We start from the raw sequence: 21,019 nt of genomic DNA on the forward strand, positions 1-21,019 counted from the left end.
AGCTTGACGCCGCGGCTTAGTCGCGACGACGACGGCCGCGATCGCCGCCACGGTCGCCGCCGCCTTCGCGCTTCGGACGACCGCCGGTGTCTTCCGACAGGGGCTCTTCGCCGCGCTCGGCGCGTTCGGTGTTGATCTTGTCGGTCAGGTCTTCACCCGTCGACTGATCGACGACCTTCATCGACAGCTTGGTCTTGCCGCGATCGTCGAAGCCGAGGAACTTGACCTTCACTTCTTGACCTTCCGACAGGACGTCAGCCGGGTTGGCGACGCGTTCCAGGGCGATCTGGGACACGTGGACCAAGCCGTCCTTGGCGCCGAAGAAGTTCACGAAGGCGCCGAAGTCGACGACCTTGACGACCTTGCCGGAATAGATGGTTCCGACTTCCGGTTCCGAGGCGATGGACTGGATCCAGGCCTTGGCGGCGTCGATCTTCTCCTGGTCGTTGGCGGCGACCTTGATGGTGCCGTCGTCGCCGATGTCGATCTTGGCGCCGGTCTTTTCGACGATCTCGCGGATCACCTTGCCGCCCGAACCGATCACTTCACGGATCTTGTCGACCGCGATCTTGATGGTTTCGATCTTCGGCGCATGCTCGCCCAGTTCGGTACGCGGCGCGTCCATGGCCTTGGACATCTCGTCCAGGATGTGGAGGCGGCCCGCCGAAGCCTGGGTCAGGGCCTGTTCCATGATCTCCTTGGTGATCCCGGCGACCTTGATGTCCATCTGAAGGCTGGTGATGCCTTCCGAGGTGCCGGCGACCTTGAAGTCCATGTCGCCCAGGTGGTCTTCGTCACCCAGGATGTCCGACAGGATGGCGAACTCGCCCGACGGCTCCAGGATCAGACCCATGGCGATGCCCGAGACCGGACGGATCAGGGGCACGCCGGCGTCCATCAGGGCCAGCGACGAACCGCAGACCGTGGCCATCGAGGACGAGCCGTTCGACTCGGTGATCTCGGAGACCAGGCGGATGGTGTAGGGGAAGTCTTCCTTCGACGGCAGCATCGGACGGATGGCGCGCCAGGCCAGCTTGCCGTGACCGATTTCGCGACGGCCGGGCGAACCCATGCGGCCCGCTTCACCCACCGAATAGGGGGGGAAGTTGTAGTGCAGCAGGAAGCTTTCCTTGTAGGTGCCCTGCAGGCTGTCGATGTACTGCTCGTCCTCGCCGGTGCCCAGGGTGGCGACGACCAGGGCCTGGGTTTCCCCACGCGTGAACAGGGCCGAACCGTGGGTGCGCGGCAGGACGCCGACTTCCGAGACGATGGCGCGGACCTTGTCCAGGGCGCGGCCGTCGACGCGGTGTGCGTTCTCGATGATGTCGCGACGCAGGACCTCGGCTTCGCATTCCTTGAAGGCGGCAGAGAACTTCGAGCTGTCGACGCCGTCAGGGTTCTCGTCGGTCTTCACCAGGGCGGCGGCGGCGGTCTTCTTGGCCGCATCGACGCCCGAGCGGCGGTCGTACTTGCCCGGATGGGTGTAGGCGGCCTTGATGTCTTCGCCGACCAGCTTCTTGATCGAGGCGACGACGTCCGAATGGTCTTCGCCCTGGAAGTCGAACGGCTCCTTGGCGGCGTGTTCGGCCAGGTCGATGATGGCGTCGATCACCGGCTGCATGCCGGCGTGCGCGAACATCAGCGCCTCGAGCATCTTCTCTTCCGACAGCTCCTTGGCTTCGGATTCGACCATCATCAGGGCGTCTTGCGTACCGGCGACCACCAGGTCGAGGTCAGAGCCCGGGATCTGGTCGACGGTCGGGTTCAGCACCAGCTCGCCGTCGATCAGGCCGACGCGTGCGGCGCCGATGGGGCCCATGAAGGGCACGCCCGAAATGGTCAGGGCGGCCGAGGCGGCGACCATGCCCAGGACGTCCGGATCGTTTTCCATGTCGTGCTGCAGCACGGTGATGACGACCTGGGTCTCGTTCTTGAAGCCCTTGACGAACAGCGGGCGGATCGGACGGTCGATCAGGCGGGAAACCAGGGTTTCCTTCTCCGACGGACGGCCTTCACGCTTGAAATAGCCGCCCGGGATCTTGCCGGCGGCGAAGGTCTTTTCCTGATAGTTGACGGTCAGGGGGAAGAAATCCAGACCCGGCTTGGGCGAACGGCCGTAGACGACGGTGGCCAGAACCACGGTCTCGCCATAGGTCGCCAGCACGGCGCCGTCGGCCTGGCGGGCGATGCGGCCCGTTTCCAGGGTCAGCGGGCGTCCGGCCCACTCGATCGTCTTGCGTTTGATATCGAACATATTTCGTCTTTCGTCTCCCGGGCGGCGTATTCCGCGCGGGGTCCCATAATCGGGGGCGGATGCGTCGGGCGTTCAGTCCTTCGATCCATGGGTCGCCGCGCCATCGCGGAAGACCCGGTTGAGGACCGGCATGGCCCTCGCGTCTGCGCCGTCAATTCCTGCGGCGCGCAGGTCGTGTTCTAGTTACGGAACGAGGCGCGGACGTGACCGCCCGCGCCTCGAAATCCGATGGGTGCTCGTACCGGCGCCCCTCTTAGCGGCGCAGGCCCAGCTTGGCGATGAGCGCCTGGTAGCGACCGGCGTCGACCGTGTTCAGGTGGTCGAGCAGGCGGCGACGTTGCGACACCATCTTCAGAAGGCCACGACGCGAGTGGTTGTCCTTCTTGTGGGTCTTGAAGTGTTCGGTGAGGTTGGCGATGCGTTCCGACAGGATCGCGACCTGAACCTCGGCCGAGCCGGTGTCGCCAGCGGTGCGGGCGTTATCGGCGATGATCTCGTGCTTGCGTTCAGCAGTAACCGACATCGTAAGAGTCCTTTCTTGGCCTATCGCGCTTTCGCGCTGCTTGAGGCCGTGGGGTCTCGGCCCTTGCCGGATGGCGCGGGCCTAGAGGTTGAAAACGCGGTCGGGTTCTAACCGGCCGGCCCGCAACTGACAGAGTGCGACGAGGGTCTGGCCCTGAAAGGCTGAAACCGTTCGCGACCCGCCGGTGAGGCGGTCTTTGAGGGTTTCCACCTGACGGGGGAGCAGAACGATCGGGCGTCCCTGCCGAAGCGAGAAGGCGTCCTGATCCGTCACGGCCAGCTCCGGGATGTCGTCCAGGGCGGTCGCGACGGGAAGCAAGCCTTCCGAGGCGGCGCCCCTATGCACCATTTCCTCCAGAGAATCCAGAGTGACGGCGTTTTCCGTGCTGAACGGCCCGACGCGCTCGCGACGCAGGGCGCTGACATGTCCCTCCGCCCCCAGGGCCAGGGCCAGATCGCGGGCCAGCGAGCGGACATAGACGCCCTTGCCGGTCCTTATGGTGATTTCGACATGATCCGCATCCGGCGCGTCGGTGACCTCGGCCGAATGGATGGTGACGCGGCGGGACTGAAGCTCGAACTCCACGCCGTCGCGGGCCAGGTCATAGGCCCGGGCGCCGTCCACCTTGATGGCGGAAAAGCGCGGCGGGGTCTGGTCGATCTCGCCGACGAAGGCCGGCAGGGCCGCCTTTACGGCCTCGAGCGCCGGGCGGACGTCTGAGCGGCCGATGATCTCGCCTTCGCGGTCCACGCTGTCGGTCGAGACGCCCCAGTTGATGGTGAAGCGATAGACCTTCTGCGCCTCCATCATCATCGGCACGGTCTTGGTCGCCTCGCCCAGGGCGATGGGCAGGATGCCGCTAGCCAGGGGATCCAGCGTCCCGGCGTGACCGGCCTTCTGGGCGTTGAACAGGCGGCGGATGCGGCTGACCGCCTCGGTCGAGCCCATCTCGAACGGCTTGTCCAGGCAGACCCAACCGTCGACGACTTCGCCCTTCTTCTTGCGCGCCATTATGCTGGGCCTATCGCGCTTCGCGCTACTTGAGGCCGCGACGCAGGGCCTACCGCGCTTTGCGCTGCTTGAGGCCGGAACATCAGGCTTCGCCCTCATCCTCGTCGTCGCGACGTTCCAGGTCGGCGCGGACGCGGGGGTCCTCGAACAGGCGGTCGATATGGGTGGCGGCGTCGAAGCTTTCGTCGTGGCGGAAGCGCAGGTCGGGGGTGAACTTCATGTCCAGCCGGCGGCCCAGCTGGCCGCGCAGGAATTTGGCGTGGGCGTTCAGCGCCTTGATGATCTCGCTCTCGTGGCCTGCGGTCGGCGCCGTTTCGACGCCGGCGCCCAGGGGCTCGACGAAACAGGTGGCGTGTTTCAGGTCCGGCGACAGGCGGACTTCGGTCACGGTGACCGAGACGCCCAGCAGGGCCTCGTCGTGGATCTCTTCCTCGCGCAGGATGTCGACCAGGGCGTGACGGATCAGCTCGCCGGCGCGCAGCTGGCGCTGGCTGGGTCCGGCGGGGCCGGAGGAATTGCGGGTGTGTTGCTTGTGGGCCATCGGCCGCTCCTTCTTGTTCGCCCGCCGGGGCTCGGACCCGGCCGGATAAGCGAAAGTCGGGCGGTCTAGGCGCGTGCAGGCGCGATGTCCAGTTTTCGCTCCTGTTCCACCTTTCTCGTCGCCTGCATCACCTCGCCGGAAAAGACCGACCGGACCGGCCGGATCGCCACCCCGCCGGCGTTCAGAACGTCCGCCGTCCAGTGGTTGCACAGGTGCAGGATCGAGAAGGTCTCACGGCTGGCGAAGAAGCGGGCGTCGTCGCCGGGCCGTGCGGCGACCAGGCGCGGCGCGGCGTTCGACGGTTCCAACGAACTTTCGACGCGGGCGACCATCCGGTCGAAGGCGGTGGGCGACAGCGTCAGGACGGCGCGGCCATTTTCGGGATGGAGGGTGCGGGGATCCCGGCGCTCCGGGTCCAGCATCAGCACGGCTGGATTGCCGGGCCGGAAGAAGGCGCGGGCGCCGTCGGGCAGGCGGTCGGCTATGGGACTCTGATCCACATAGAAGGTCGCGTCGCCCCAGCCGATCAGGATCCAGTCGCCCGGCGCGAGGGCTTCGACGGCCCGGCCCAGGGGACCGCCGCGCCGTTCAAGCGCCGCGCGCGGAACGGCGAGATCGGTGTGGAAACCGTTGTCGAGCAGATAGACGACGACCGTCTCGTCGGTGGCGGCGTCCGGGACCGGCGCGCCCGGCCGTGTCCAGGTCAGCAGGGCGGCGATCACGCCGATCAGAACCGCCAGGAGCAGGGCCAGTCTCATCGTCGTCTCTCCCCAAATCCGTCCGGCCGTCACGATAGCCGCGCAAGCGTGACAGGCGAAGCGGCCTCGTCGAGACGGGAATGATCTAGGGATTATTATCCTGGAAAGGCGACACCGGCGCGGTCTGCCATTCGCCGCGCCATTCGTAGCTCAGGGTCACGCAATGGCGATAGGTTCCGTCGGACCACCGGCCCACGGCCTGCAGGGTCAGGGGGCGAGGCGCTCGCACGCGGCTCGCCACCAGCCAGACCTCGTCCGCGCCGGGACAAAGGGCGCGGGCCAGGCCGCGACCGTCGCCGGTCTGTTCGAGGGCGTAGAGATCGGTCTCGCGCGCCCCCTCGGGCAGGGCCCGCCGCGCGGCGTCCGGCCCGCCGCGCGTGAAATCGGCCGAGCCGCGCGCGGTGGTCGAGAACAGCCGCTCGATGCTGACCGCGTTGAACAGGCCGCGCCGGACCTGGAGGGTGATCCCCTTGGTCAGGGCCTGGGTGATCCGGTCCGAGGCGTTGTAGGAAAAATAGCGGGTGTCGGCCTGCGCGGGGGCGGCGGCCGACACGGTCAGCAGGGCGACGACGCCAGAGACGATGACGGCGGGAGCGATGGACGAGCGCATGGTCCTTTCTTTCCCGCCCATTGCGGCGACTTTAGGCCTCGCCGAGGCAGCGCAGGGCGACCTCGAGATTGCGCAGTCCGTCCTCGCCTGTCACCGCCGCCGTCTCGCCGGTGTTGATCGCACGGGCGAAGGCTTCCAGCTCCTTCTTCAGCGGTTCGGCCGGCCAGGAGTTCAGCATCCGGGTCGAATAGGAGCCGTCGGGCTGCTGGCCGAAATATTCGGTCACCTGGCGAGTGATCAGGTCGGCGACGATGAATTTGGTCTTGGTGGCGACCTGCAGGGTGCGGGTCTTGTACGGCGTCACCCAGTTGGTGGTGATGTGGGCGATGACGCCGTTGTCGAGCCGGAACTGCAGCAGGGCCGTGTCCTCGCGCTCGGCGCGGGTGCGGGCCAGCTGCGGCTGGACCTCGACGATCTCGGATCCGGTCAGGTGGCGGATGATGTCGATATCGTGGACCGCCAGGTCGATGACGACGCCGACGTCGCCCATGCGAGGCGGGAAGGGGCCGACGCGGGTGACCTGGATCGAGATGATGTCGTCGTCGGCGACGGCGCGCTTGACCGTCTCGACCGCCGGATTGAACCGTTCGACCTGACCGACCATCAGCACGCGGCCGTTGGCCTTGGCGGCGTCGATCATCCGCTGGGCGTCGGCGACGGTGGCGGCGATCGGCTTCTCGACCAGGACGTGGACGCCCTTTTCCAGCAGGGCGACGCCGATTTCGGCGTGGAATCGGTTCGGCGTGGCGACCACGGCCGCGTCCAATCCCGCCTCGACGAAGGCCTCCGCGGTGGTGACGGGCGCGGCGTCATAGGCGGCGGCGACGCCGTCAGCCACGACCGCGTCGGGGTCGAAGACCGTGGTCAGGTCGAACTCGCGCATTTCGGAGGCGACCCGTGCATGGTTGCGGCCCATGACGCCGACGCCGGCGACGCCGAACTTGAGAACGGGAGTATTCGGCATCAGGCTCAACCCTTGTAGCTGGCGACGGCGGCGATGATCGTGTCCTGGGTCGCCTCGTCCAGGTCGGCGTGCATCGGCAGGCTCAGGACCACGTCCTTCAGCCGCTCGGTGACCGGCAGGCCCCCGGCGCCCTGCGGGAAGCGCTGATAGGCCGGCTGCAGGTGCATGGGCACGGGATAATAGACGGCGGTGGGGACGCCCTGGTCCTTGAGGTGGGCGATCAGGCCGTCACGGTCCGCATGTTCGATCGTATATTGGGCCCAGATGGAGACGCCGCCGTCGATGACCTGGGGCACGGCCGCCACATGAGGCGCCAGATGTTCATTGTAGCGGGCGGCGATCCGGTTGCGCCATTCGATCTCCTGGCCGAACACCTTCAGCTTCTCGATCAGGATGGCGGCCTGGATGGTGTCCAGCCGGCTGTTCATGCCGATGCGCATGGCCAGGTATTTCGGATCGTGGGTGAAGGCGGCCGCGCCGGCCTTGAGATCCTTGGCCACCACTTTTCCGTGGACGCGCAGAGAATCCATCTCTTGCGCCAGGTCCTCGTCGTTCGTCAGCACCGCCCCGCCGTCGCCGTAGCAGCCCAGCGGCTTGGCCGGGAAGAAGCTGGTGGTCGTGACATCGGCCCACTTCAGCGGATGATGGTCGTTCAGGGTGCAGCCGAAGCCTTGCGCCGAATCCGAGATCAGCTTCAGCCCGTGACGGTCGCAGATGGCCCGGATGGCGGGGTAGTCGGCCGGCTGTCCGAACAGATCGACGGCGATGACCACCTTGGGCGTCAGCCGCCCCTCGGCCTTGACCGCCTCGATGGCGGCCTCCAGGCGGACCGGGTCCATGTTGAAGGTGCGCGCGTCCACGTCCACGAACACCGGCGAGGCGCCCAGCCAGGGCACGACCTCGGCCGTCGCGGTGAAGGTGAAGCTGGGGCAGAAGACGGCGTCGCCGGTGCGGATTCCCCAGGCGATCAGCGGCAGGATCAGGGCGTCGGTGCCGTTGGCGCAGCCCAGGGCGTGCTGTGCCTGGCCGAAGGCGGCGAGGTCGGCCTCGAACTGACGGACCTGGGGCCCCATGACCCAGGCGCCGCCGACCACGGCCTCCTGGACGGCGGCTTCGATCTTGCCGGCGAGACGCAGGCGCTGGGCCTGAAGGTCGATGAAGGGGATCATGCGGGCGCTCTCCACGGCGATCGGGGGCGGCGGCCCGACGGATCGGGCCGCGAATAGGGCCGCCCTCTAGCAAGATCGGGGGCGAGGACCAAACGGAGCGGTGTCACTTCGCGTTGCCCATTGCAACTGTCGTCGCTTCAGGAGGGCTCCCCTTGGCGCCGGGCGGGATGCGCCCTAAGCCCATCCCATGATCCCCGACGACGCCAAGACCAAGGTCTCGACCTGGCTGTTCGACCACGCCCTGCCCCTGTGGGCCGAGCGCGGCGTGGACCCGAACGGGCGGTTCTACGAACAGCTCGATTTCGACGGTCGGCCGGTGATCGGCCTGCGACGACGCACCCGGGTCCAGGCGCGTCAGGTCTATGTCTTCTGCGAGGCCGCCGCCTTGGGGTGGGAGGCCGGGCGCGCCGTGGCCCAGGCCGGACTGGATCGGATGATCGCGACCTGCCGTCGCGACGACGGCCTATGGATCGCCGCGACCGACGATGCCGGGACGGTGCTGGACGAGACGCCCGATCTCTATGACCTGGCTTTCGTGATCTTCGCCCTGGCCGCCGCGCACCGGGTGCTGGGCGACGGCCGCGCCCGGCCTCTGGCGCTGGAGACCGTGGCGGCGATCGACCGCCTCATGGCCGCCCCGCATGGCGGTTGGGCGGAGGCGATTCCGGCGCGTCTGCCCCGGCGCCAGAACCCGCACATGCACCTGCTGGAGGCCATGCTGGCCTGGCAGGCGACCGCGCCCGATCCGACCTTCGAGGCGACGGCGCGCGGATTGCTGGACCTCTGCCGGCGCCGGTTCCTGATCGACGGGGCGATCCATGAATATTTCACCGCCGACTGGACGCCTGATCCGACGACGGGACATATCCTCGAACCGGGCCATTTCGAGGAATGGGCCTGGTTGTTGCGTCAGGCGCAGGCCGCCGGTTTCGAGACGGTGGATGCGGCCGAGGGCCTGCACCGCCGCGCCGTGGCCCAGGGGCTGAAAGACGGGTTCATCATCCGCGAAATGGACGCCGCAGGCGCGCCGCTCGACGCGGGGCGTCGGCTGTGGGCCCAGACCGAGGCGATCCGCACGGCCCTGATGTTCGGGGATGCGGGCGCGGCCGATCTGATCGAGGCGGTCTTCGCCACCCATCTGGACACGATGACGCCGGGCCTGTGGGTCGACAGTTACGACGCCGCTGGAGAGGTCCAGGACCGTACCGTGCCCGCTTCCAGCCTCTATCATCTTATGACCGCCTTTTCCGCCCTGCTGAGACACGATCTATGACCGGCCTGCCCGCCGTCTTCCTGGACCGCGACGGCGTCCTGATCGAGGATTCCGGCTATCCTCACCTGCCCGAACACCTGAAGCTGATCCGAGGCGCGGCGGCGGCGGTGCGGCGGCTGAACCGGATGGGCTATCTGACGGTCATCGTCACCAATCAGTCAGGCGTGGCGCGGGGCCTTTTTAGCGAAGACCAGATGCACGCCTTCAACGCCCTTCTGGTGAAGCGGCTGGCCCAGGAGGGGGCGGTGATCGGCCCGATCTATGCCTGTCCCTTTCATGCCGAGGCGCAGGACGAACGCTATCGACACCCGGATCACCCGGACCGCAAGCCCAATCCCGGCATGCTGCTGAGGGCCATCGCCGAACATGACATAGACCCGGCCAGGTCCTTCATGATCGGAGACCAGCCGACCGATCTTGAGGCGGCGAAACGGGCCGGGGTTTCCGGTTTCCTGTTCGAGGGCGGCGATCTCGACGCCTTCGTCCGTGAACTGATCGGCGCCTGACCGCCATCGCATTTCCTCGCGCGGTGAATTAGGCTGTCGTCCCGTCAGTTGGAGGAGATCGCCGTGGCCCTCGTCGTCCCCTATGTCGAACGTCGGTGGAAATCGCCGGACGGGCTTGACCTGTTCGCCCGCGACTACGCCCCCGGACCGGGCGTCGCACACCCGCCGATCATCGCCATCCACGGCCTGACCCGAAACAGCGCCGACTTCCACGCCATCGCCCCGCTCTTGGCCCAGAGCGGTCGTCGTGTCTTGGCGGTCGACGTGCGGGGGCGCGGCCTGTCGGATCGCGCGCCTGACCCCATGACCTATACGCCCGAGGTCTACGCCCGGGACGTGCTGGCCCTGATGGACCAGGCGGCCATCGAGCGCGCCGTCTTTCTGGGCACGTCGATGGGCGGGCTGATCACCATGGCCCTGACGGCGCTGAAGCCGAAGGCGGTGGTCGCCGCCATACTGAACGACATCGGCCCGGAGGTGGCGCCCGAGGGTCTGGCGCGCATCGCCGCCTACAGCGGCCAGCCGGTCGAGATCGGATCCTGGGCCGACGCGGCCGCCTACGCCCGGCGGATCAACGAAGTCGCCTTCCCTCATTATTCCGACGCCGACTGGGACGCCTTCGCCCGTCGCATCTTCCGCGAGCAGCCGGACGGTGAAATCGGTCTCGACTATGATCCCGACATCTCGGTCCCGATCCGCGCGGCGGGCGCCAAGGCTCTCGTCCCGAATCTGTGGCCCTTCTTCCGGCGACTGGCGAAGAAGAAGCCGACCCTGCTGGTGCGCGGGGCCTCATCCGACCTGCTGAGCGCCGCCATCGCGGAAAAGATGAAGAAGGCCGCCCCGGCTATGGTCTATGTCGAGGTTCCCGGCGTCGGCCACGCCCCGATGCTGGACGAACCCGAGGCCAAGGCCGCGATCTTTGAGTTCCTGGCCGAAGTGGACTGAAGACAGGCTTCGCTGTCGTCCCGGTCGGCGACGGCGAGGTTTCAGTCCTTGGTCGGATCGACCTTGGACGCATCGCCATAGGTCAGGGCCAGGAAGACGTCCTCGAGATCCGGATCCTCGGTGGTGATGTCGGCGATGGTCACGCCCGCCTTGCGGACCGCGGCGATGACCTGTTCCACCGACGACTGTCCCTTCTTGTAGGCGACTGCGAAGGCGCCGTTGGGACGGGAGGTCACGACGAAACCGGGCAGGGTCGGGGCGGCGTCGAGCGGCGCCTCCGGCGTCACCACCACATTGCGGCTGTCCAGCCGGCGCAGCAGTTGCGGCGTCGGCTCGCAGGCCACGACCTCGCCGCGGTTGACGATGGCGATGGTGTCGCAGAGTTCCTGCGCCTCTTCGAGATAATGGGTGGTCAGGACGATGGTCACCCCCTCCTCGTTGATGCGGCGGACATAGGCCCACAGCTGGCGACGCAGTTCGACGTCCACCCCGGCGGTCGGCTCGTCCAGGATCAGGATGGGCGGATTGTGCACCAGGGCCTTGGCCACCATCAGCCGGCGCTTCATGCCGCCGGACAGGGCGCGGACATAGGCGTTGGCCTTGTCCGACAGGCCAAGGGCGGCCAGAAGTTCGTCGGACCGACGCTCGTTTTTCGGCACGCCATAGAAACCGGCCTGAACCTCCAGAGATTCGCGCGGGGTGAAGAAGACGTCGGCGACGATCTCCTGTGGCACGACTCCCAGGGCGGCGGCGGCGTCGCGCGGCTCCTTGTCGATGTCGCGACCCCAGATGGCGACCGAGCCTTCGGACTTCTTGACCACCCCGGCCAGGATGTTGATCAGGGTCGATTTTCCAGCGCCGTTCGGACCCAGAAGCCCGAAGACCGAGCCGCGCGGAATGACCAGATCGACCCCGCGCAAGGCGGTCTTGGGGGGCGCCTTCTTGGAGCCGGCATAGGTCTTCTTCAGGCCCCGCACCTCGATGGCGTTGTCGGGCAGGGTGGTCGCATCGGTCATTGGGGCGCTTTGGTCGAGAAATCGGGTCAGGCGGCGGTTTGACGCCGCTGGACGGGCCGCATAGGTATGCGCCCGACGCCTCCTCGCCAAGTCCACGAGCTGAACAATGCCGCCTCGCCATCCTGACGCGCTGATCCCTCCGCCCGAAGAGGTCGTGGTCTCGACCAAACGCGTCGCCTGCGACGGCGGCGGCGGCGCCCTGGGCCATCCGCTGGTCTATATGGACATGGGCCAGGACGACTTCGTCGAATGCCCCTATTGCGACCGTCGCTTTGTCCTGTCGGCCCTGCCGAAGGACGAGAGCGAATATCTGAGCCCGGCCGCCCGCGCGCCCGAAGCCCACTGAGGGCTTCGTCACCTCAGTTGAGTCGTGGTTTCGCAATCGGGCGGCTATAGAGGGCGTTGACCGACGCCCTCCCCGGACGGAGACACACTTCTTGCGCTATCTGCACACCATGGTCCGCGTTCAGGACCTCGACGCCTCCCTGCATTTCTACTGCGACCTGTTGAGTCTGCAGGAGGTGCGTCGCGTCGAGAACGAAACGGGCCGTTTCACCCTGGTCTTTCTGACCGCGCCCAAGAATCTGGAACAGTCGGCGGCGGAACGCTGCCCCGAGGTCGAGCTGACCTTCAACTGGGATCCGGAAACCTATCAGGGCGGCCGCAACTTCGGTCATCTGGCCTACAAGGTCGACGACATCTACGCCGCCTGTCAGACGCTGATGGACGGCGGGGTGACGATCAATCGCCCGCCGCGCGACGGCAATATGGCCTTCGTCCGGTCGCCCGACGGCATCTCCATCGAGCTGCTTCAGGAAGGCGAACCCCTGGCGCCTGCGGAACCCTGGGTCTCCATGCCCAACACGGGAACCTGGTGATGCGTCGCCTCGCCCTGGCCCCGACGACGGCTCTTCTGGCTGGGACCCTGCTGGTTTCGGCCTGCGCCTCCACCACCGAAACCTATATCGGCCGAACCGCCACCGAGCAGTTGCTGATGGCGCGGGCATCGGACAAGGCGGTGGAAGGCCTGTCCCTGCCGCTGCCGACGGCCGCCTCGATCTTCGTCGACGACGCCTATTTCCAGGGTGAAGGCACCCGCTACGCCATCAGCGCCATTCGGGCCGCCCTGTCGGACGCCGGGTATCGCCTGGCCCGGACCAAGGACGCATCCGACGCCGTGTTCGAGATTCGCGCCGGCGCCCTGTCGCTGGAGCAGATGCGGCGGGTCTTCGGCATTCCGGAGATGCGGATCCCGATCAACGAGACCTTCAATGTGGTGTCGCTGCCCGAGCTGTCGGTCTACAGCAACCGCGACCGCGTCGGCGTCGCCGAGTTCTCGGGCTTTCTATATGAGGCCAAGACAGGCGCGCCGCTGGGCGCGGTGCTGCCGATGATCGGTCAGTACCGGATTCGCAGCCACAAGGCGTTCATGATCGTCAGCTGGGGTCAGCAACAGGCCCAACCGGGTCAGCGTGACCCTGGATCCAGCTGGACCGAATTCTGACGGCTGACGCGGCGGCCTCGGCCGCCTATGTTCCGGCCATGACCGATATCGCCGCCCCCGAGACCGAAGACCTCAGCCAAGAACGGCCCTTGACCCAGGACGGTCCCGCCATTCGGCTGTGGATGATCGACGCCTCGGCCTACATCTTCCGCGCCTATCATGCACTGCCGCCCCTGACGCGAAAGTCCGACGGCCTGCCGGTGGGCGCGGTCCAGGGCTACTGCAACATGTTGTGGAAGCTGCTGAAGGACATGAAGGGCGCCGACGGCCCCACCCATCTGGTCGCCATCTTCGACCATTCGGAAAAGACGTTCCGCAACACCCTTTACGACCAGTACAAGGCCCATCGTCCGCCCGCGCCCGAGGACCTGGTGCCCCAGTTCCCGTTGGTGCGCGAGGCTACGGCGGCCTTCGGCGTCCACTGCGTCGAACTGGCCGGCTATGAGGCTGACGATCTGATCGCCACCTACGCCTGCAAGGCGCGCGACGCCGGCGGCGAGGCCGTAATCGTCTCGTCCGACAAGGACCTGATGCAGCTGATCGGCGGCGGGGTGGTCATGTGGGATCCGATGAAGGATCGCCGCCTCGCCGAGCCCGAGGTGTTCGAGAAGTTCGGCGTCGGTCCTGAGAAGATGGTCGATCTCCAGGCCTTGATCGGCGACAGCGTCGACAACGTCCCCGGCGCCCCCGGCATCGGCCCCAAGACGGCGGCGCAGCTGCTCGACGAATACGGCGACCTGGACACGCTGCTGGCCCGCGCCGGCGAGATCAAACAGCCCAAACGCCGCGAGACCCTGATCAATTTCGCCGATCAGATCCGCCTGTCGCGTGAACTGGTCCGCCTGACGTGCGACGCCCCTGCGCCGGAGCTGATAGACGACTTCGCCGTCCGCGATCCCGATCCCGAGACCCTGTCCGCCTTCTTGGACAAGATGGAGTTCCGCTCGCTGCAACGCCGCGTCGGCGACGGCAAGGCGGGGCCCAGCGAGACCTCCGCCTTCGCCCCCAAGCGCGCGCCCAACCTGACCGCCCCCGTCGCCACGCCCCGCTATGGCCAGAAGGTCGAAGGTCCGGCGGAGGCTCAAAGCTTCGACCTGGAAGCCTATGAATGCGTCCAGACCGAAGAGGCGCTGGACCGCTGGATCGTCAGGGCGGTCGAGGCGGGGACTGTCGGCTTCGATACGGAGACGGATGCGTTGTCGGCGACGCATGCGGGGCTGTGCGGGGTGTCGCTGGCGGTGGGGCCGAACGAGGCCTGCTATATTCCGCTGACGCACGAGCATGAGCCGCAGGCGGGCGAGGGGGGGCTGTTCGGGGAGCCGGGGGAGGCGAGGGGGCCGATCCAGCAGCTGGACAAGGCGACGGCCCTGGCGAAGCTGAAGCCGCTGTTGGAAGACCCTAGCGTATTGAAAATCCTGCAGAACGCAAAATATGACCTGGCCGTCATGGCGCGGCGGGGCATTCGCGTGGCCCCGTATGACGACACCATGCTGATCTCCTATGTGCTGGAGGGCGGGCTCCACGGGCATGGGATGGACGAGCTGGCCCGGCTGCACCTGGGCCACGACCCCGTGCCGTTCAAGAGCGTGGCCGGCGTCGGCAAGAGCCAGAAATCGTTCAAGCACGTCGCCCTGAAACCCGCCACCACCTATGCCGCCGAGGACGCCGACGTCACCCTGCGTCTGTGGCGCATCCTCAAGCCCCGGCTGGCGCGCGAGGGCCTGTCCACCGTCTACGAGACCCTGGAACGCCCGATGCCCGCCGTCCTGGCCGAGATGGAGACCGCCGGCGTCCGCGTCGACCCCGCCCGCCTCAAACGCCTGTCCAGCGAGTTCGGCCTGCGCATGGCCGAGCTGGAGGCCCAGGCCCACGACATCGCCGGCCGCCCCTTCAACATCGGCTCCCCCCGCCAGATCGGCGAAATCCTGTTCGGCGAGCTGAACCTGCCCGGCGGCAAGAAGACCGCCTCCGGCCAGTGGGGCACCGACGCCAGCGTGCTGGAGGACTTAGCCGCCACCCACGCCCTGCCCCGCGTCCTGCTGGACTGGCGCCAGCTGTCCAAGCTGAAGGGCACCTACACCGACGCCCTGACCGCCGCCGCCGACCCGAACACCGACCGCGTCCACACCAGCTACCAGCTGGCCGCCGCCTCGACCGGCCGCCTGGCCAGCTCGGACCCGAACCTTCAGAACATCCCCATCCGCACCGAGACCGGCCGCGAAATCCGCCAGGCCTTCATCGCCGCCCCCGGCCATCTGCTGATCAGCGCCGACTACAGCCAGATCGAACTGCGCCTGCTGGCCCATATCGGCGACATCCCCGAGCTGAAACGCGCCTTCAAGGCCGGGCTGGACATCCACGCCGCCACCGCCAGCGAAATGTTCGGCGTCCCCGTCGAGGGCATGCCGTCCGAGACCCGCCGCCGCGCCAAGGCCATCAATTTCGGCATCGTCTACGGCATCAGCGCCTTTGGCCTGGCCGCCCAGCTGGGCATCGACCAGGGCGAGGCCGGCGCATACATCAAGACCTATTTCGACCGCTTCCCCGGCATCCGCACCTATATGGACAAGACCAAGGCCGAGGTCCGCCAGGCCGGCTTCGTCTCCACCGTCTTCGGCCGCCGCATCCACATCCCCGCCATCCATTCCAAGTCCGGCGCCGAACGCCAGTTCGGCGAGCGCGCCGCCATCAACGCCCCGATCCAGGGCGCCGCCGCCGACATCATCCGCCGCGCCATGATCCGCATGCCCACGGCCCTGGCCGAGGCCGGCCTGACCACCCGCATGCTGCTGCAGGTCCACGACGAACTGGTCTTCGAAACCCCCGAGGCCGAGGCCGACCGCGCCATCGCCGTCATCAAACGGGTGATGGAGAACGCCTCAGACCCGGCGGTGGCCCTGACCGTGCCGCTGGTGGTGGACGCGCGGGCGGCGGCGAACTGGGACGCCGCCCACTAGCGGCGAACCCGCCGCAGGGATTTGACCCGAGGCTCAGCGGCTTGGGCCGAGGCGTTCTCATGCAGGGTGTTGTTATCGGCCTGCCGCGCCCCTAGGGGCGTTGGCAAAATGGATCATGCAGTCTGATCAAGCCAGCCCTTGGTGGACAGAACATCGTGAGCCAATGCCAATTGCTCGGGCGAGAACCGATGCTTCCGGTCATTCCAGCTGTAGGTTGCCGCAACCACTTCATCGACGGTGGCGGCTCCCTCATGTCGCGCGACCCAGTGCACGGTCGCCAGCAACTCGAGCCCGAATGGGGTCTCAAACCCCTCTACGAGGTCGGCGACAGTATCGAACCGCCGACGGGTGCCTTCGGCTTCCAACAGCATAGTCTCGGCGTCGGCCAACGCGCCCGGAACAATCTCCAGCAACTTGTCCGGTCGGTCCCCACCATCGGCATAGCCGGAGATGAAGTGCCCCTCCACCGTGCGCAGTAGGTGGGTCAAGTTCTCCGCGTAGGGCCCGTAGTGTGCCTTGCGATATTGGAGGCGAAGCCCTTCTCCTGACTCCTGCAAGAAGTAGAGCAGCTTGTGCACCTCGAGCAGCGACACGAAGGGGTCCATCAATCCCCCGATGTAGCGCTGCATAAGGACGATGAGCGCCGCACGGCCCGGCGTCATCTTCGGAGCTTCCTGGCGCCGCACCATGGCGGAAGCCTCGGGAGCGCCCTTTGGGTCATAGACTCGGATATCGACGTCCTGGAGTGACGCGAGCGCCGACACGATGCGCGGCTTCACGTCCTGCCAGTCAAGCCCGCCTAGACCACTGCCTAGCGGCGGGATGGCGATCGACTTTATACCTCGTCGCAGGATTTCCTCGCGAAGGGCGACGAGCCCGGCCTCGATGTCCTCAATCCGACTCTTGCCGCGCCAGTGTCGCTTAGTCGGAAAGTTGACGATGAAACGGGGATTGGTCAGAGCTCCGGTAGGGTAGATGAACATCTTCCCCGGCTGCACCTCCTCGCGAGCGCAAGCAACCGCGTAGGCTTCGAAGTTTTCGGGAAACATGTTCTTGAACTGGAGCGCGATGCCTCGGCCCATGATGCCAACACAGTTCACTGTGTTGACCAAGGCTTCGACATCCGCGTTCAGGATGTCGCCTGATGTGTAAGTGATCATTCCTGCCCCCCGCCTCAGTAATACCAAGTGGGCTGGATTTCGATAGGGGGGTGGTGCGCAGCCGCCCGGATCGCCGCATGGACGTTTTGGGCCATGGCGTTGTTCACCACACCGATCCTTCGCACTAAGGTCCACGGGAAATGCTCATGCATAAGGAACTCCGACTGCTTCGCCTCTTTGACGTCCGCCGGCCGGAAGTCTCGCTCGGCGATGGCTGGCCAGTTGAGCCTGTCGAGCGCGCCGACATCCGAATAGAACGGCGTGTAGAATGCTCCCGCATTCGCTGGCGTAAACGCCCAACGCCGACCGTTTGCCCTTGCCCACTCGACAGCCTCATAAAGGTCCGCCTCGAGATGCACGATCGGGCCTTGTCCGCCCCGGTACGCTAATTCGGGATGATTGGCGCATTGTATAACGAAAAGCATGATAGAGCGAGAACAAAAGTAGAACGGAACATACTCGCCGACGAACGTCCCATCGTGACAGCTGACGGGAAGCACGAGCCGACGATCCTTGATCGAGTTCATGCCAATTACAGTGCCAGCTGGCGCGGCCTGCCGGATCGCGGCATCGCTCCACAACGCACCTTGGCTGATCGTAGGTAACCGATCCAGGTGCACAATATGATAAATCTTCGGCCGGTCTGGTGGTTGGGTCATGAGCTCGGGGACATCGTCCTCACGTTGCGAGAGCCTTAGCCATAACCCGACATGCCGCCGAGCCCAAACCACCAGTTGTCAGATGACGAAAGCGGGTTCGGTCGGTTCGGCGTGTATCATCCGGGAGGTTCGACAGGGCTGCGGCTGAACCGTTTCGCACGGACAGTTCGTCATCGACATCTTACGATCTTTGCTTACCGTCATGATCAAGGAGCGCGCATGATCTGGCTGAAGTCGCACATTGAAGCGATCGAGGGGTTGTTGGCGACGGGAACGCCCGAGAGCCTGACCTTCGCGGCGCTGCGCGCCCGGCTGGCGTTGGAAGAGGTCTGCTATCAACGCCTTAAAAACGCGCACGACTACATATCGGCGGATGACCTCAGGCGCTGGCAGCCACGTGAGGTGGTCAAGACCTTGATCCAGGAGGTCGATCCGTATGCCGCGTCGGACCTCATCTTCTCAATGTATCCCGATCCTGCGCCCGGCAACGTGGGTGAGCTATCGACGGCCGACTATGAGGCGATGGAGTTCGTCGAAGTAGGACGGCAGAGGGGGTTCGATGCAGCCCAGCTGGGCAAGGTCTGGAACAGCCTGGGAAGCTTTCTCCATGTTCCGGTGCCGCAATCATCCAGCGCACCGATGAGCACCTTTGGCGAGCCAGAGAAGATTGAGCGTAGGGTTCGCGAGGCTCTAAAAGTTCTCGACTCGATTTCAGAGGGAACCTTGATCTTCGGTGGGTTCGGTGAAGCCACCAAGTTCCAGTGCGGGTGTGGAACCTTGAACAAGCGTCGCGCCGCCCTCTTGAAGGCAGGACAGGTGGTCAACTGCTTCAACCCCGATTGCAGGGAGACCTGGTCAGTCGAGATCGACGGACAGGATATCGGGTTCAGGCGCTGTTCAATCGACCTGAAGTGTCCCGAGTGCGGGGAGAAGACGCCGGTGCCGCGACGTTTCGTCATGGAGTTAGACCGCGAGCAGCGCCTTTCCTTCAACTGCGCTAGTTGTTCGAAGCAGAACCTGGTTGTCTGGAAACTGATGCACGCGGTGCTTCATGGCTCGGTCGAAGCCACGGCGGGGTGAGCACGCGTCCAAAGAGGCGGAGCATCCTTCCCTGACCCCTCGGGACAAGCCCTAGGATGACGAAACCAGGGGGCTTGGATCGACAACACCCTCGCGTTGTGGTGAGTGCGGCGGAGTTTGGGGGATGAGGGGTCGTCATGTTCGTAGCGCCGCTGCTGGCACTCGCTGTTCTGGTTCCGGATCCTGGGACGCCCAAATTGTGGGAGCAGGAGGCGCCCGCCATCAGCTGGGCGCGGCCGCCCGATTCCGATGTGACCTCTGACCTGATGCCGGGGTTCGCGCAGCAGTTGGATCTGCGGGGCTGGGCCAGGGTTCGCTGCTATCAGGAGACGGACGGCCATCCCTACAACTGCCGGGTCGTCGAAGAACGGCCCCATGGGCTGGGATTCGGGGCTGCGGCACGCGTGATCGTCGCCAGCGGGGAACTGAGGCTGGGACGGGTCGCCGGGATACCGACGCCCGGCGAAATGCAGACCACGGTGCGTTTCCGCGTGCAGGATGAGACGGATGAAAACGCGTGGAGCGGGCCGGAGCCGTCCGAAATCCAGCTGAAGCTTGCGCGCCAGATCGTCGATCGCGCCTATGAGGAGGGGGAGCCGGAAGAGGACGACTTCCTCGACGGGCTGGATTTTGACAGGCGGGCGGTCGTCCAGGCCTGGGTCGATGAACTGTTCGTCCAGGTTCGCGCCGAGCGGCGGGAGGCGCACGTGCTGCAGCTGGCGCGGCTGGCGAGCGAGAGCGACCTTCGTCGCCTGCTGGCCGGCGACTATGTATCGCCGCCGGATATGGACCGGTTTGAATCGGCCTATCCGGAATCGAAGGCCGCCAAGGCGGCGACCGCAGAACTGAGACGTCGATACTGCGAACGGTATAGCTGCGACGCCAGCGACGTGAAGACGAACGAGGGGTCGGACGGCCGGTAGGTTGCCTATGGAACCGTCATGCTCGCCCCTCGGGTCGCGCCTGCGCGGCCCGCCCGAGGGCAGGCTCCTGTGGCGAGGATCCAGACTCCCGGTATGTACGCGCGCCATCGTTGAAACCGGGAGTATGGATCCCAGGGACAAGCCCCAGGATGACGAGAACGGGGGCGTGGGCGGCGGGGCCGAGTGGTTTCGGCGCAGTCGATCATTGTGGCGGGGTCACCGAAATGATCGGAAATTGCGGGCGCTGGACGGGTTGAACCCACGCAATTCTGAAAGCGAAGGCTTTTGAAATCAGCCGGTTGAAATCCGACCTTCCCAATCGACACCCCAGGGTTGGCGGCGGGGTTAGGCTTCTCCGCATGGGGAAGCATTTCAACAGCAGCATGGATGACGCGGCCTGGCGGGGGTTGTTCGGCGGTGGCATGGGGGCGAGGCGTCGAAGGCTTTGCGGGCCGAGGCGGGGGTATCGCACGACACCTGGACGGCGAACGCCAAACGGCTGGGGATGCGGATCGGCGACCTGCCGGCCGATCATCCGGCGCGGCGGTCGATCTCCATCCTCGAGCGGCCGGACGACTGGCGCCATCCCAACAGCGGCCTGACGGCGGGACAGTGGCGCGAGGTCTTCGCCATGCTGGCCCAGGGGGCCACCTATGGCGACGTGGAGGCGCGGTTTCCGGTCCGGGCCTCGACCGTGGCTTCCATGGCGGGGAAACTGGGCCTTCAGAGGAGCCAGAGGGCGCGGGCCGAGGGCGAGCCGCCGGCCGACGACCGGACGCCCGACCCGGAGACGGCGGCGGCGATCTGGGGCGTGACCGTCGATCCGGCCGACCCCGAGGCGACGCGGGCGGCCTTCTGGCGCTCGATCCAGCGCGCGGCGCGCGAGGGGCGGTTCGCCGTGGTGGACCGGATCGGCCGGGCCAAGGAACGGGTCGATCGGCTGATCGAACGGGAGCGGAAACGCCCTGCGGGCGGATTGTTTCCTGGGGGCTATCGCCCTTCGGGCTGCTTGAGCCCCCAGACCCCTGTGTCTTCTGGGGGCTATCGCCCTTCGGGCTACATGAGCCCCCAGACCCCCGGTTGGGCTGGGGGGTTGGTCCTGCGCGACGCGCAGAAGCCGCCGGAGGGGGATTGGTCGACCTGGTTGTTTCTGGGCGGGCGCGGGG

General features: G+C 66.4%; 21 protein-coding genes. 10 read left to right on the plus strand and 11 right to left on the minus strand.

All coding sequences use genetic code 11. The features are described 5' to 3' along the window. Window positions 1-16 precede the first annotated feature (16 nt). The 8 genes from pnp to H2037_RS15155 all read right to left on the minus strand — a co-directional run bounded on the left by pnp (window position 17) and on the right by H2037_RS15155 (window position 7,830). Window positions 17-2,254 (minus strand): polyribonucleotide nucleotidyltransferase, encoded by a 2,238-nt coding sequence (pnp, locus tag H2037_RS15120; protein WP_292123640.1) that lies wholly within the window; start codon window positions 2,252-2,254, stop codon window positions 17-19. 253 nt (window positions 2,255-2,507) lie between these two features. Beyond that, window positions 2,508-2,777 carry a 30S ribosomal protein S15 gene (rpsO, locus tag H2037_RS15125; protein ID WP_292123642.1) on the minus strand — a complete coding sequence of 90 codons (270 nt, stop codon included), beginning with the start codon at window positions 2,775-2,777 and terminating at the stop codon, window positions 2,508-2,510. An 81-nt stretch (window positions 2,778-2,858) separates the two neighbouring features. Continuing rightward, window positions 2,859-3,788 (minus strand): tRNA pseudouridine(55) synthase TruB, encoded by a 930-nt coding sequence (gene truB, locus H2037_RS15130; protein ID WP_292123644.1) that lies wholly within the window; start codon window positions 3,786-3,788, stop codon window positions 2,859-2,861. Window positions 3,789-3,870: 82 nt separating this feature from the next. Next, window positions 3,871-4,329: a 30S ribosome-binding factor RbfA gene (gene rbfA, locus H2037_RS15135; protein ID WP_292123645.1), complete on the minus strand. Its 459-nt coding sequence runs from the start codon at window positions 4,327-4,329 to the stop codon at window positions 3,871-3,873. 65 nt (window positions 4,330-4,394) lie between these two features. Further along, the gene (locus H2037_RS15140) at window positions 4,395-5,087 is read right to left on the minus strand and encodes a DUF2459 domain-containing protein (RefSeq protein WP_292123647.1); all 693 of its coding nucleotides are present in this window, start codon (window positions 5,085-5,087) and stop codon (window positions 4,395-4,397) included. Between the two features lie 85 nt (window positions 5,088-5,172). Next, on the minus strand, window positions 5,173-5,697 hold the full coding sequence (locus H2037_RS15145) for a hypothetical protein (protein ID WP_292123649.1): 525 nt from the start codon (window positions 5,695-5,697) through the stop codon (window positions 5,173-5,175). A 31-nt stretch (window positions 5,698-5,728) separates the two neighbouring features. Beyond that, window positions 5,729-6,661 (minus strand): Gfo/Idh/MocA family oxidoreductase, encoded by a 933-nt coding sequence (locus H2037_RS15150; protein ID WP_292123652.1) that lies wholly within the window; start codon window positions 6,659-6,661, stop codon window positions 5,729-5,731. Window positions 6,662-6,666: 5 nt separating this feature from the next. Beyond that, on the minus strand, window positions 6,667-7,830 hold the full coding sequence (locus tag H2037_RS15155) for a DegT/DnrJ/EryC1/StrS aminotransferase family protein (RefSeq protein WP_292123653.1): 1,164 nt from the start codon (window positions 7,828-7,830) through the stop codon (window positions 6,667-6,669). Between the two features lie 187 nt (window positions 7,831-8,017). On the opposite strand from H2037_RS15155, the gene H2037_RS15160 reads away from it, so the two are divergent. The 3 genes from H2037_RS15160 (at window position 8,018) to H2037_RS15170 (ending at window position 10,554) form a co-directional block, all read left to right on the plus strand. Continuing rightward, the gene (locus H2037_RS15160) at window positions 8,018-9,103 is read left to right on the plus strand and encodes an AGE family epimerase/isomerase (RefSeq protein ID WP_292123655.1); all 1,086 of its coding nucleotides are present in this window, start codon (window positions 8,018-8,020) and stop codon (window positions 9,101-9,103) included. Then, window positions 9,100-9,609 (plus strand): HAD family hydrolase, encoded by a 510-nt coding sequence (locus tag H2037_RS15165; protein WP_292123657.1) that lies wholly within the window; start codon window positions 9,100-9,102, stop codon window positions 9,607-9,609. Before H2037_RS15160 ends, H2037_RS15165 begins: the two co-directional genes overlap by 4 nt. 63 nt (window positions 9,610-9,672) lie before the next feature. Continuing rightward, the gene (locus H2037_RS15170; protein WP_292123659.1) at window positions 9,673-10,554 is read left to right on the plus strand and encodes an alpha/beta hydrolase; all 882 of its coding nucleotides are present in this window, start codon (window positions 9,673-9,675) and stop codon (window positions 10,552-10,554) included. Between the two features lie 41 nt (window positions 10,555-10,595). On the opposite strand, the gene H2037_RS15175 is transcribed toward H2037_RS15170, so the two are convergent. Beyond that, window positions 10,596-11,570 (minus strand): ABC transporter ATP-binding protein, encoded by a 975-nt coding sequence (locus tag H2037_RS15175; RefSeq protein WP_292123661.1) that lies wholly within the window; start codon window positions 11,568-11,570, stop codon window positions 10,596-10,598. 106 nt (window positions 11,571-11,676) lie between these two features. Between H2037_RS15175 and H2037_RS15180 the strand changes: the two genes are divergently transcribed. The 4 genes from H2037_RS15180 (at window position 11,677) to polA (ending at window position 16,031) form a co-directional block, all read left to right on the plus strand. Beyond that, window positions 11,677-11,916 carry a zinc-finger domain-containing protein gene (locus H2037_RS15180; RefSeq protein ID WP_292123662.1) on the plus strand — a complete coding sequence of 80 codons (240 nt, stop codon included), beginning with the start codon at window positions 11,677-11,679 and terminating at the stop codon, window positions 11,914-11,916. Between the two features lie 91 nt (window positions 11,917-12,007). Beyond that, window positions 12,008-12,448 carry a VOC family protein gene (locus tag H2037_RS15185; RefSeq protein WP_292123664.1) on the plus strand — a complete coding sequence of 147 codons (441 nt, stop codon included), beginning with the start codon at window positions 12,008-12,010 and terminating at the stop codon, window positions 12,446-12,448. Further along, window positions 12,448-13,074 carry a DUF6655 family protein gene (locus tag H2037_RS15190; protein ID WP_292123666.1) on the plus strand — a complete coding sequence of 209 codons (627 nt, stop codon included), beginning with the start codon at window positions 12,448-12,450 and terminating at the stop codon, window positions 13,072-13,074. Before H2037_RS15185 ends, H2037_RS15190 begins: the two co-directional genes overlap by 1 nt. Before the next feature lie 38 nt (window positions 13,075-13,112). Continuing rightward, window positions 13,113-16,031, plus strand: a complete 2,919-nt coding sequence (gene polA, locus H2037_RS15195) for a DNA polymerase I (protein WP_292123668.1) — start codon at window positions 13,113-13,115, stop codon at window positions 16,029-16,031. Window positions 16,032-16,144: 113 nt separating this feature from the next. On the opposite strand, the gene H2037_RS15200 is transcribed toward polA, so the two are convergent. Both H2037_RS15200 and H2037_RS15205 read right to left on the minus strand, forming a co-directional pair. Continuing rightward, the gene (locus H2037_RS15200; RefSeq protein WP_292123670.1) at window positions 16,145-17,191 is read right to left on the minus strand and encodes a macro domain-containing protein; all 1,047 of its coding nucleotides are present in this window, start codon (window positions 17,189-17,191) and stop codon (window positions 16,145-16,147) included. A 14-nt stretch (window positions 17,192-17,205) separates the two neighbouring features. Continuing rightward, window positions 17,206-17,850 carry a DUF4433 domain-containing protein gene (locus H2037_RS15205; RefSeq protein WP_292123672.1) on the minus strand — a complete coding sequence of 215 codons (645 nt, stop codon included), beginning with the start codon at window positions 17,848-17,850 and terminating at the stop codon, window positions 17,206-17,208. Between the two features lie 219 nt (window positions 17,851-18,069). Here H2037_RS15205 and H2037_RS15210 point away from each other — a divergent pair, with 219 nt between their 5' ends. The 3 genes from H2037_RS15210 to H2037_RS15220 all read left to right on the plus strand — a co-directional run. After that, window positions 18,070-18,930, plus strand: coding sequence for a hypothetical protein (locus tag H2037_RS15210; protein ID WP_292123674.1), 861 nt, complete (start codon window positions 18,070-18,072; stop codon window positions 18,928-18,930). Window positions 18,931-19,067: 137 nt separating this feature from the next. Beyond that, window positions 19,068-19,853 (plus strand): hypothetical protein, encoded by a 786-nt coding sequence (locus H2037_RS15215; protein WP_292123676.1) that lies wholly within the window; start codon window positions 19,068-19,070, stop codon window positions 19,851-19,853. Between the two features lie 445 nt (window positions 19,854-20,298). Beyond that, window positions 20,299-21,019: hypothetical protein (locus H2037_RS15220; RefSeq protein ID WP_292123677.1), on the plus strand; the 721-nt coding region annotated here is incomplete at its 3' end.

This window comes from Brevundimonas sp. (assembly GCF_013912065.1).
Lineage (GTDB): Bacteria > Pseudomonadota > Alphaproteobacteria > Caulobacterales > Caulobacteraceae > Brevundimonas.

What these genes read in the sequence shown, in the direction of transcription:
- H2037_RS15190 (WP_292123666.1), top strand. Translation starts at nt 12,448, where the DNA reads ATGCGTCGCCTCGCCCTGGCCCCGACGACGGCTCTTCTGGCTGGGACC.
- H2037_RS15215 (WP_292123676.1), top strand. Translation starts at nt 19,068, where the DNA reads ATGTTCGTAGCGCCGCTGCTGGCACTCGCTGTTCTGGTTCCGGATCCT.
- H2037_RS15180 (WP_292123662.1), top strand. Translation starts at nt 11,677, where the DNA reads ATGCCGCCTCGCCATCCTGACGCGCTGATCCCTCCGCCCGAAGAGGTC.
- H2037_RS15200 (WP_292123670.1), bottom strand. Translation starts at nt 17,191, where the DNA reads ATGATCACTTACACATCAGGCGACATCCTGAACGCGGATGTCGAAGCC.
- truB (WP_292123644.1), bottom strand. Translation starts at nt 3,788, where the DNA reads ATGGCGCGCAAGAAGAAGGGCGAAGTCGTCGACGGTTGGGTCTGCCTG.
- H2037_RS15140 (WP_292123647.1), bottom strand. Translation starts at nt 5,087, where the DNA reads ATGAGACTGGCCCTGCTCCTGGCGGTTCTGATCGGCGTGATCGCCGCC.
- H2037_RS15175 (WP_292123661.1), bottom strand. Translation starts at nt 11,570, where the DNA reads ATGACCGATGCGACCACCCTGCCCGACAACGCCATCGAGGTGCGGGGC.
- H2037_RS15155 (WP_292123653.1), bottom strand. Translation starts at nt 7,830, where the DNA reads ATGATCCCCTTCATCGACCTTCAGGCCCAGCGCCTGCGTCTCGCCGGC.
- H2037_RS15165 (WP_292123657.1), top strand. Translation starts at nt 9,100, where the DNA reads ATGACCGGCCTGCCCGCCGTCTTCCTGGACCGCGACGGCGTCCTGATC.
- pnp (WP_292123640.1), bottom strand. Translation starts at nt 2,254, where the DNA reads ATGTTCGATATCAAACGCAAGACGATCGAGTGGGCCGGACGCCCGCTG.
- rbfA (WP_292123645.1), bottom strand. Translation starts at nt 4,329, where the DNA reads ATGGCCCACAAGCAACACACCCGCAATTCCTCCGGCCCCGCCGGACCC.
- H2037_RS15145 (WP_292123649.1), bottom strand. Translation starts at nt 5,697, where the DNA reads ATGCGCTCGTCCATCGCTCCCGCCGTCATCGTCTCTGGCGTCGTCGCC.
- H2037_RS15210 (WP_292123674.1), top strand. Translation starts at nt 18,070, where the DNA reads ATGATCTGGCTGAAGTCGCACATTGAAGCGATCGAGGGGTTGTTGGCG.
- rpsO (WP_292123642.1), bottom strand. Translation starts at nt 2,777, where the DNA reads ATGTCGGTTACTGCTGAACGCAAGCACGAGATCATCGCCGATAACGCC.
- H2037_RS15160 (WP_292123655.1), top strand. Translation starts at nt 8,018, where the DNA reads ATGATCCCCGACGACGCCAAGACCAAGGTCTCGACCTGGCTGTTCGAC.
- H2037_RS15205 (WP_292123672.1), bottom strand. Translation starts at nt 17,850, where the DNA reads ATGACCCAACCACCAGACCGGCCGAAGATTTATCATATTGTGCACCTG.
- H2037_RS15150 (WP_292123652.1), bottom strand. Translation starts at nt 6,661, where the DNA reads ATGCCGAATACTCCCGTTCTCAAGTTCGGCGTCGCCGGCGTCGGCGTC.
- polA (WP_292123668.1), top strand. Translation starts at nt 13,113, where the DNA reads ATGACCGATATCGCCGCCCCCGAGACCGAAGACCTCAGCCAAGAACGG.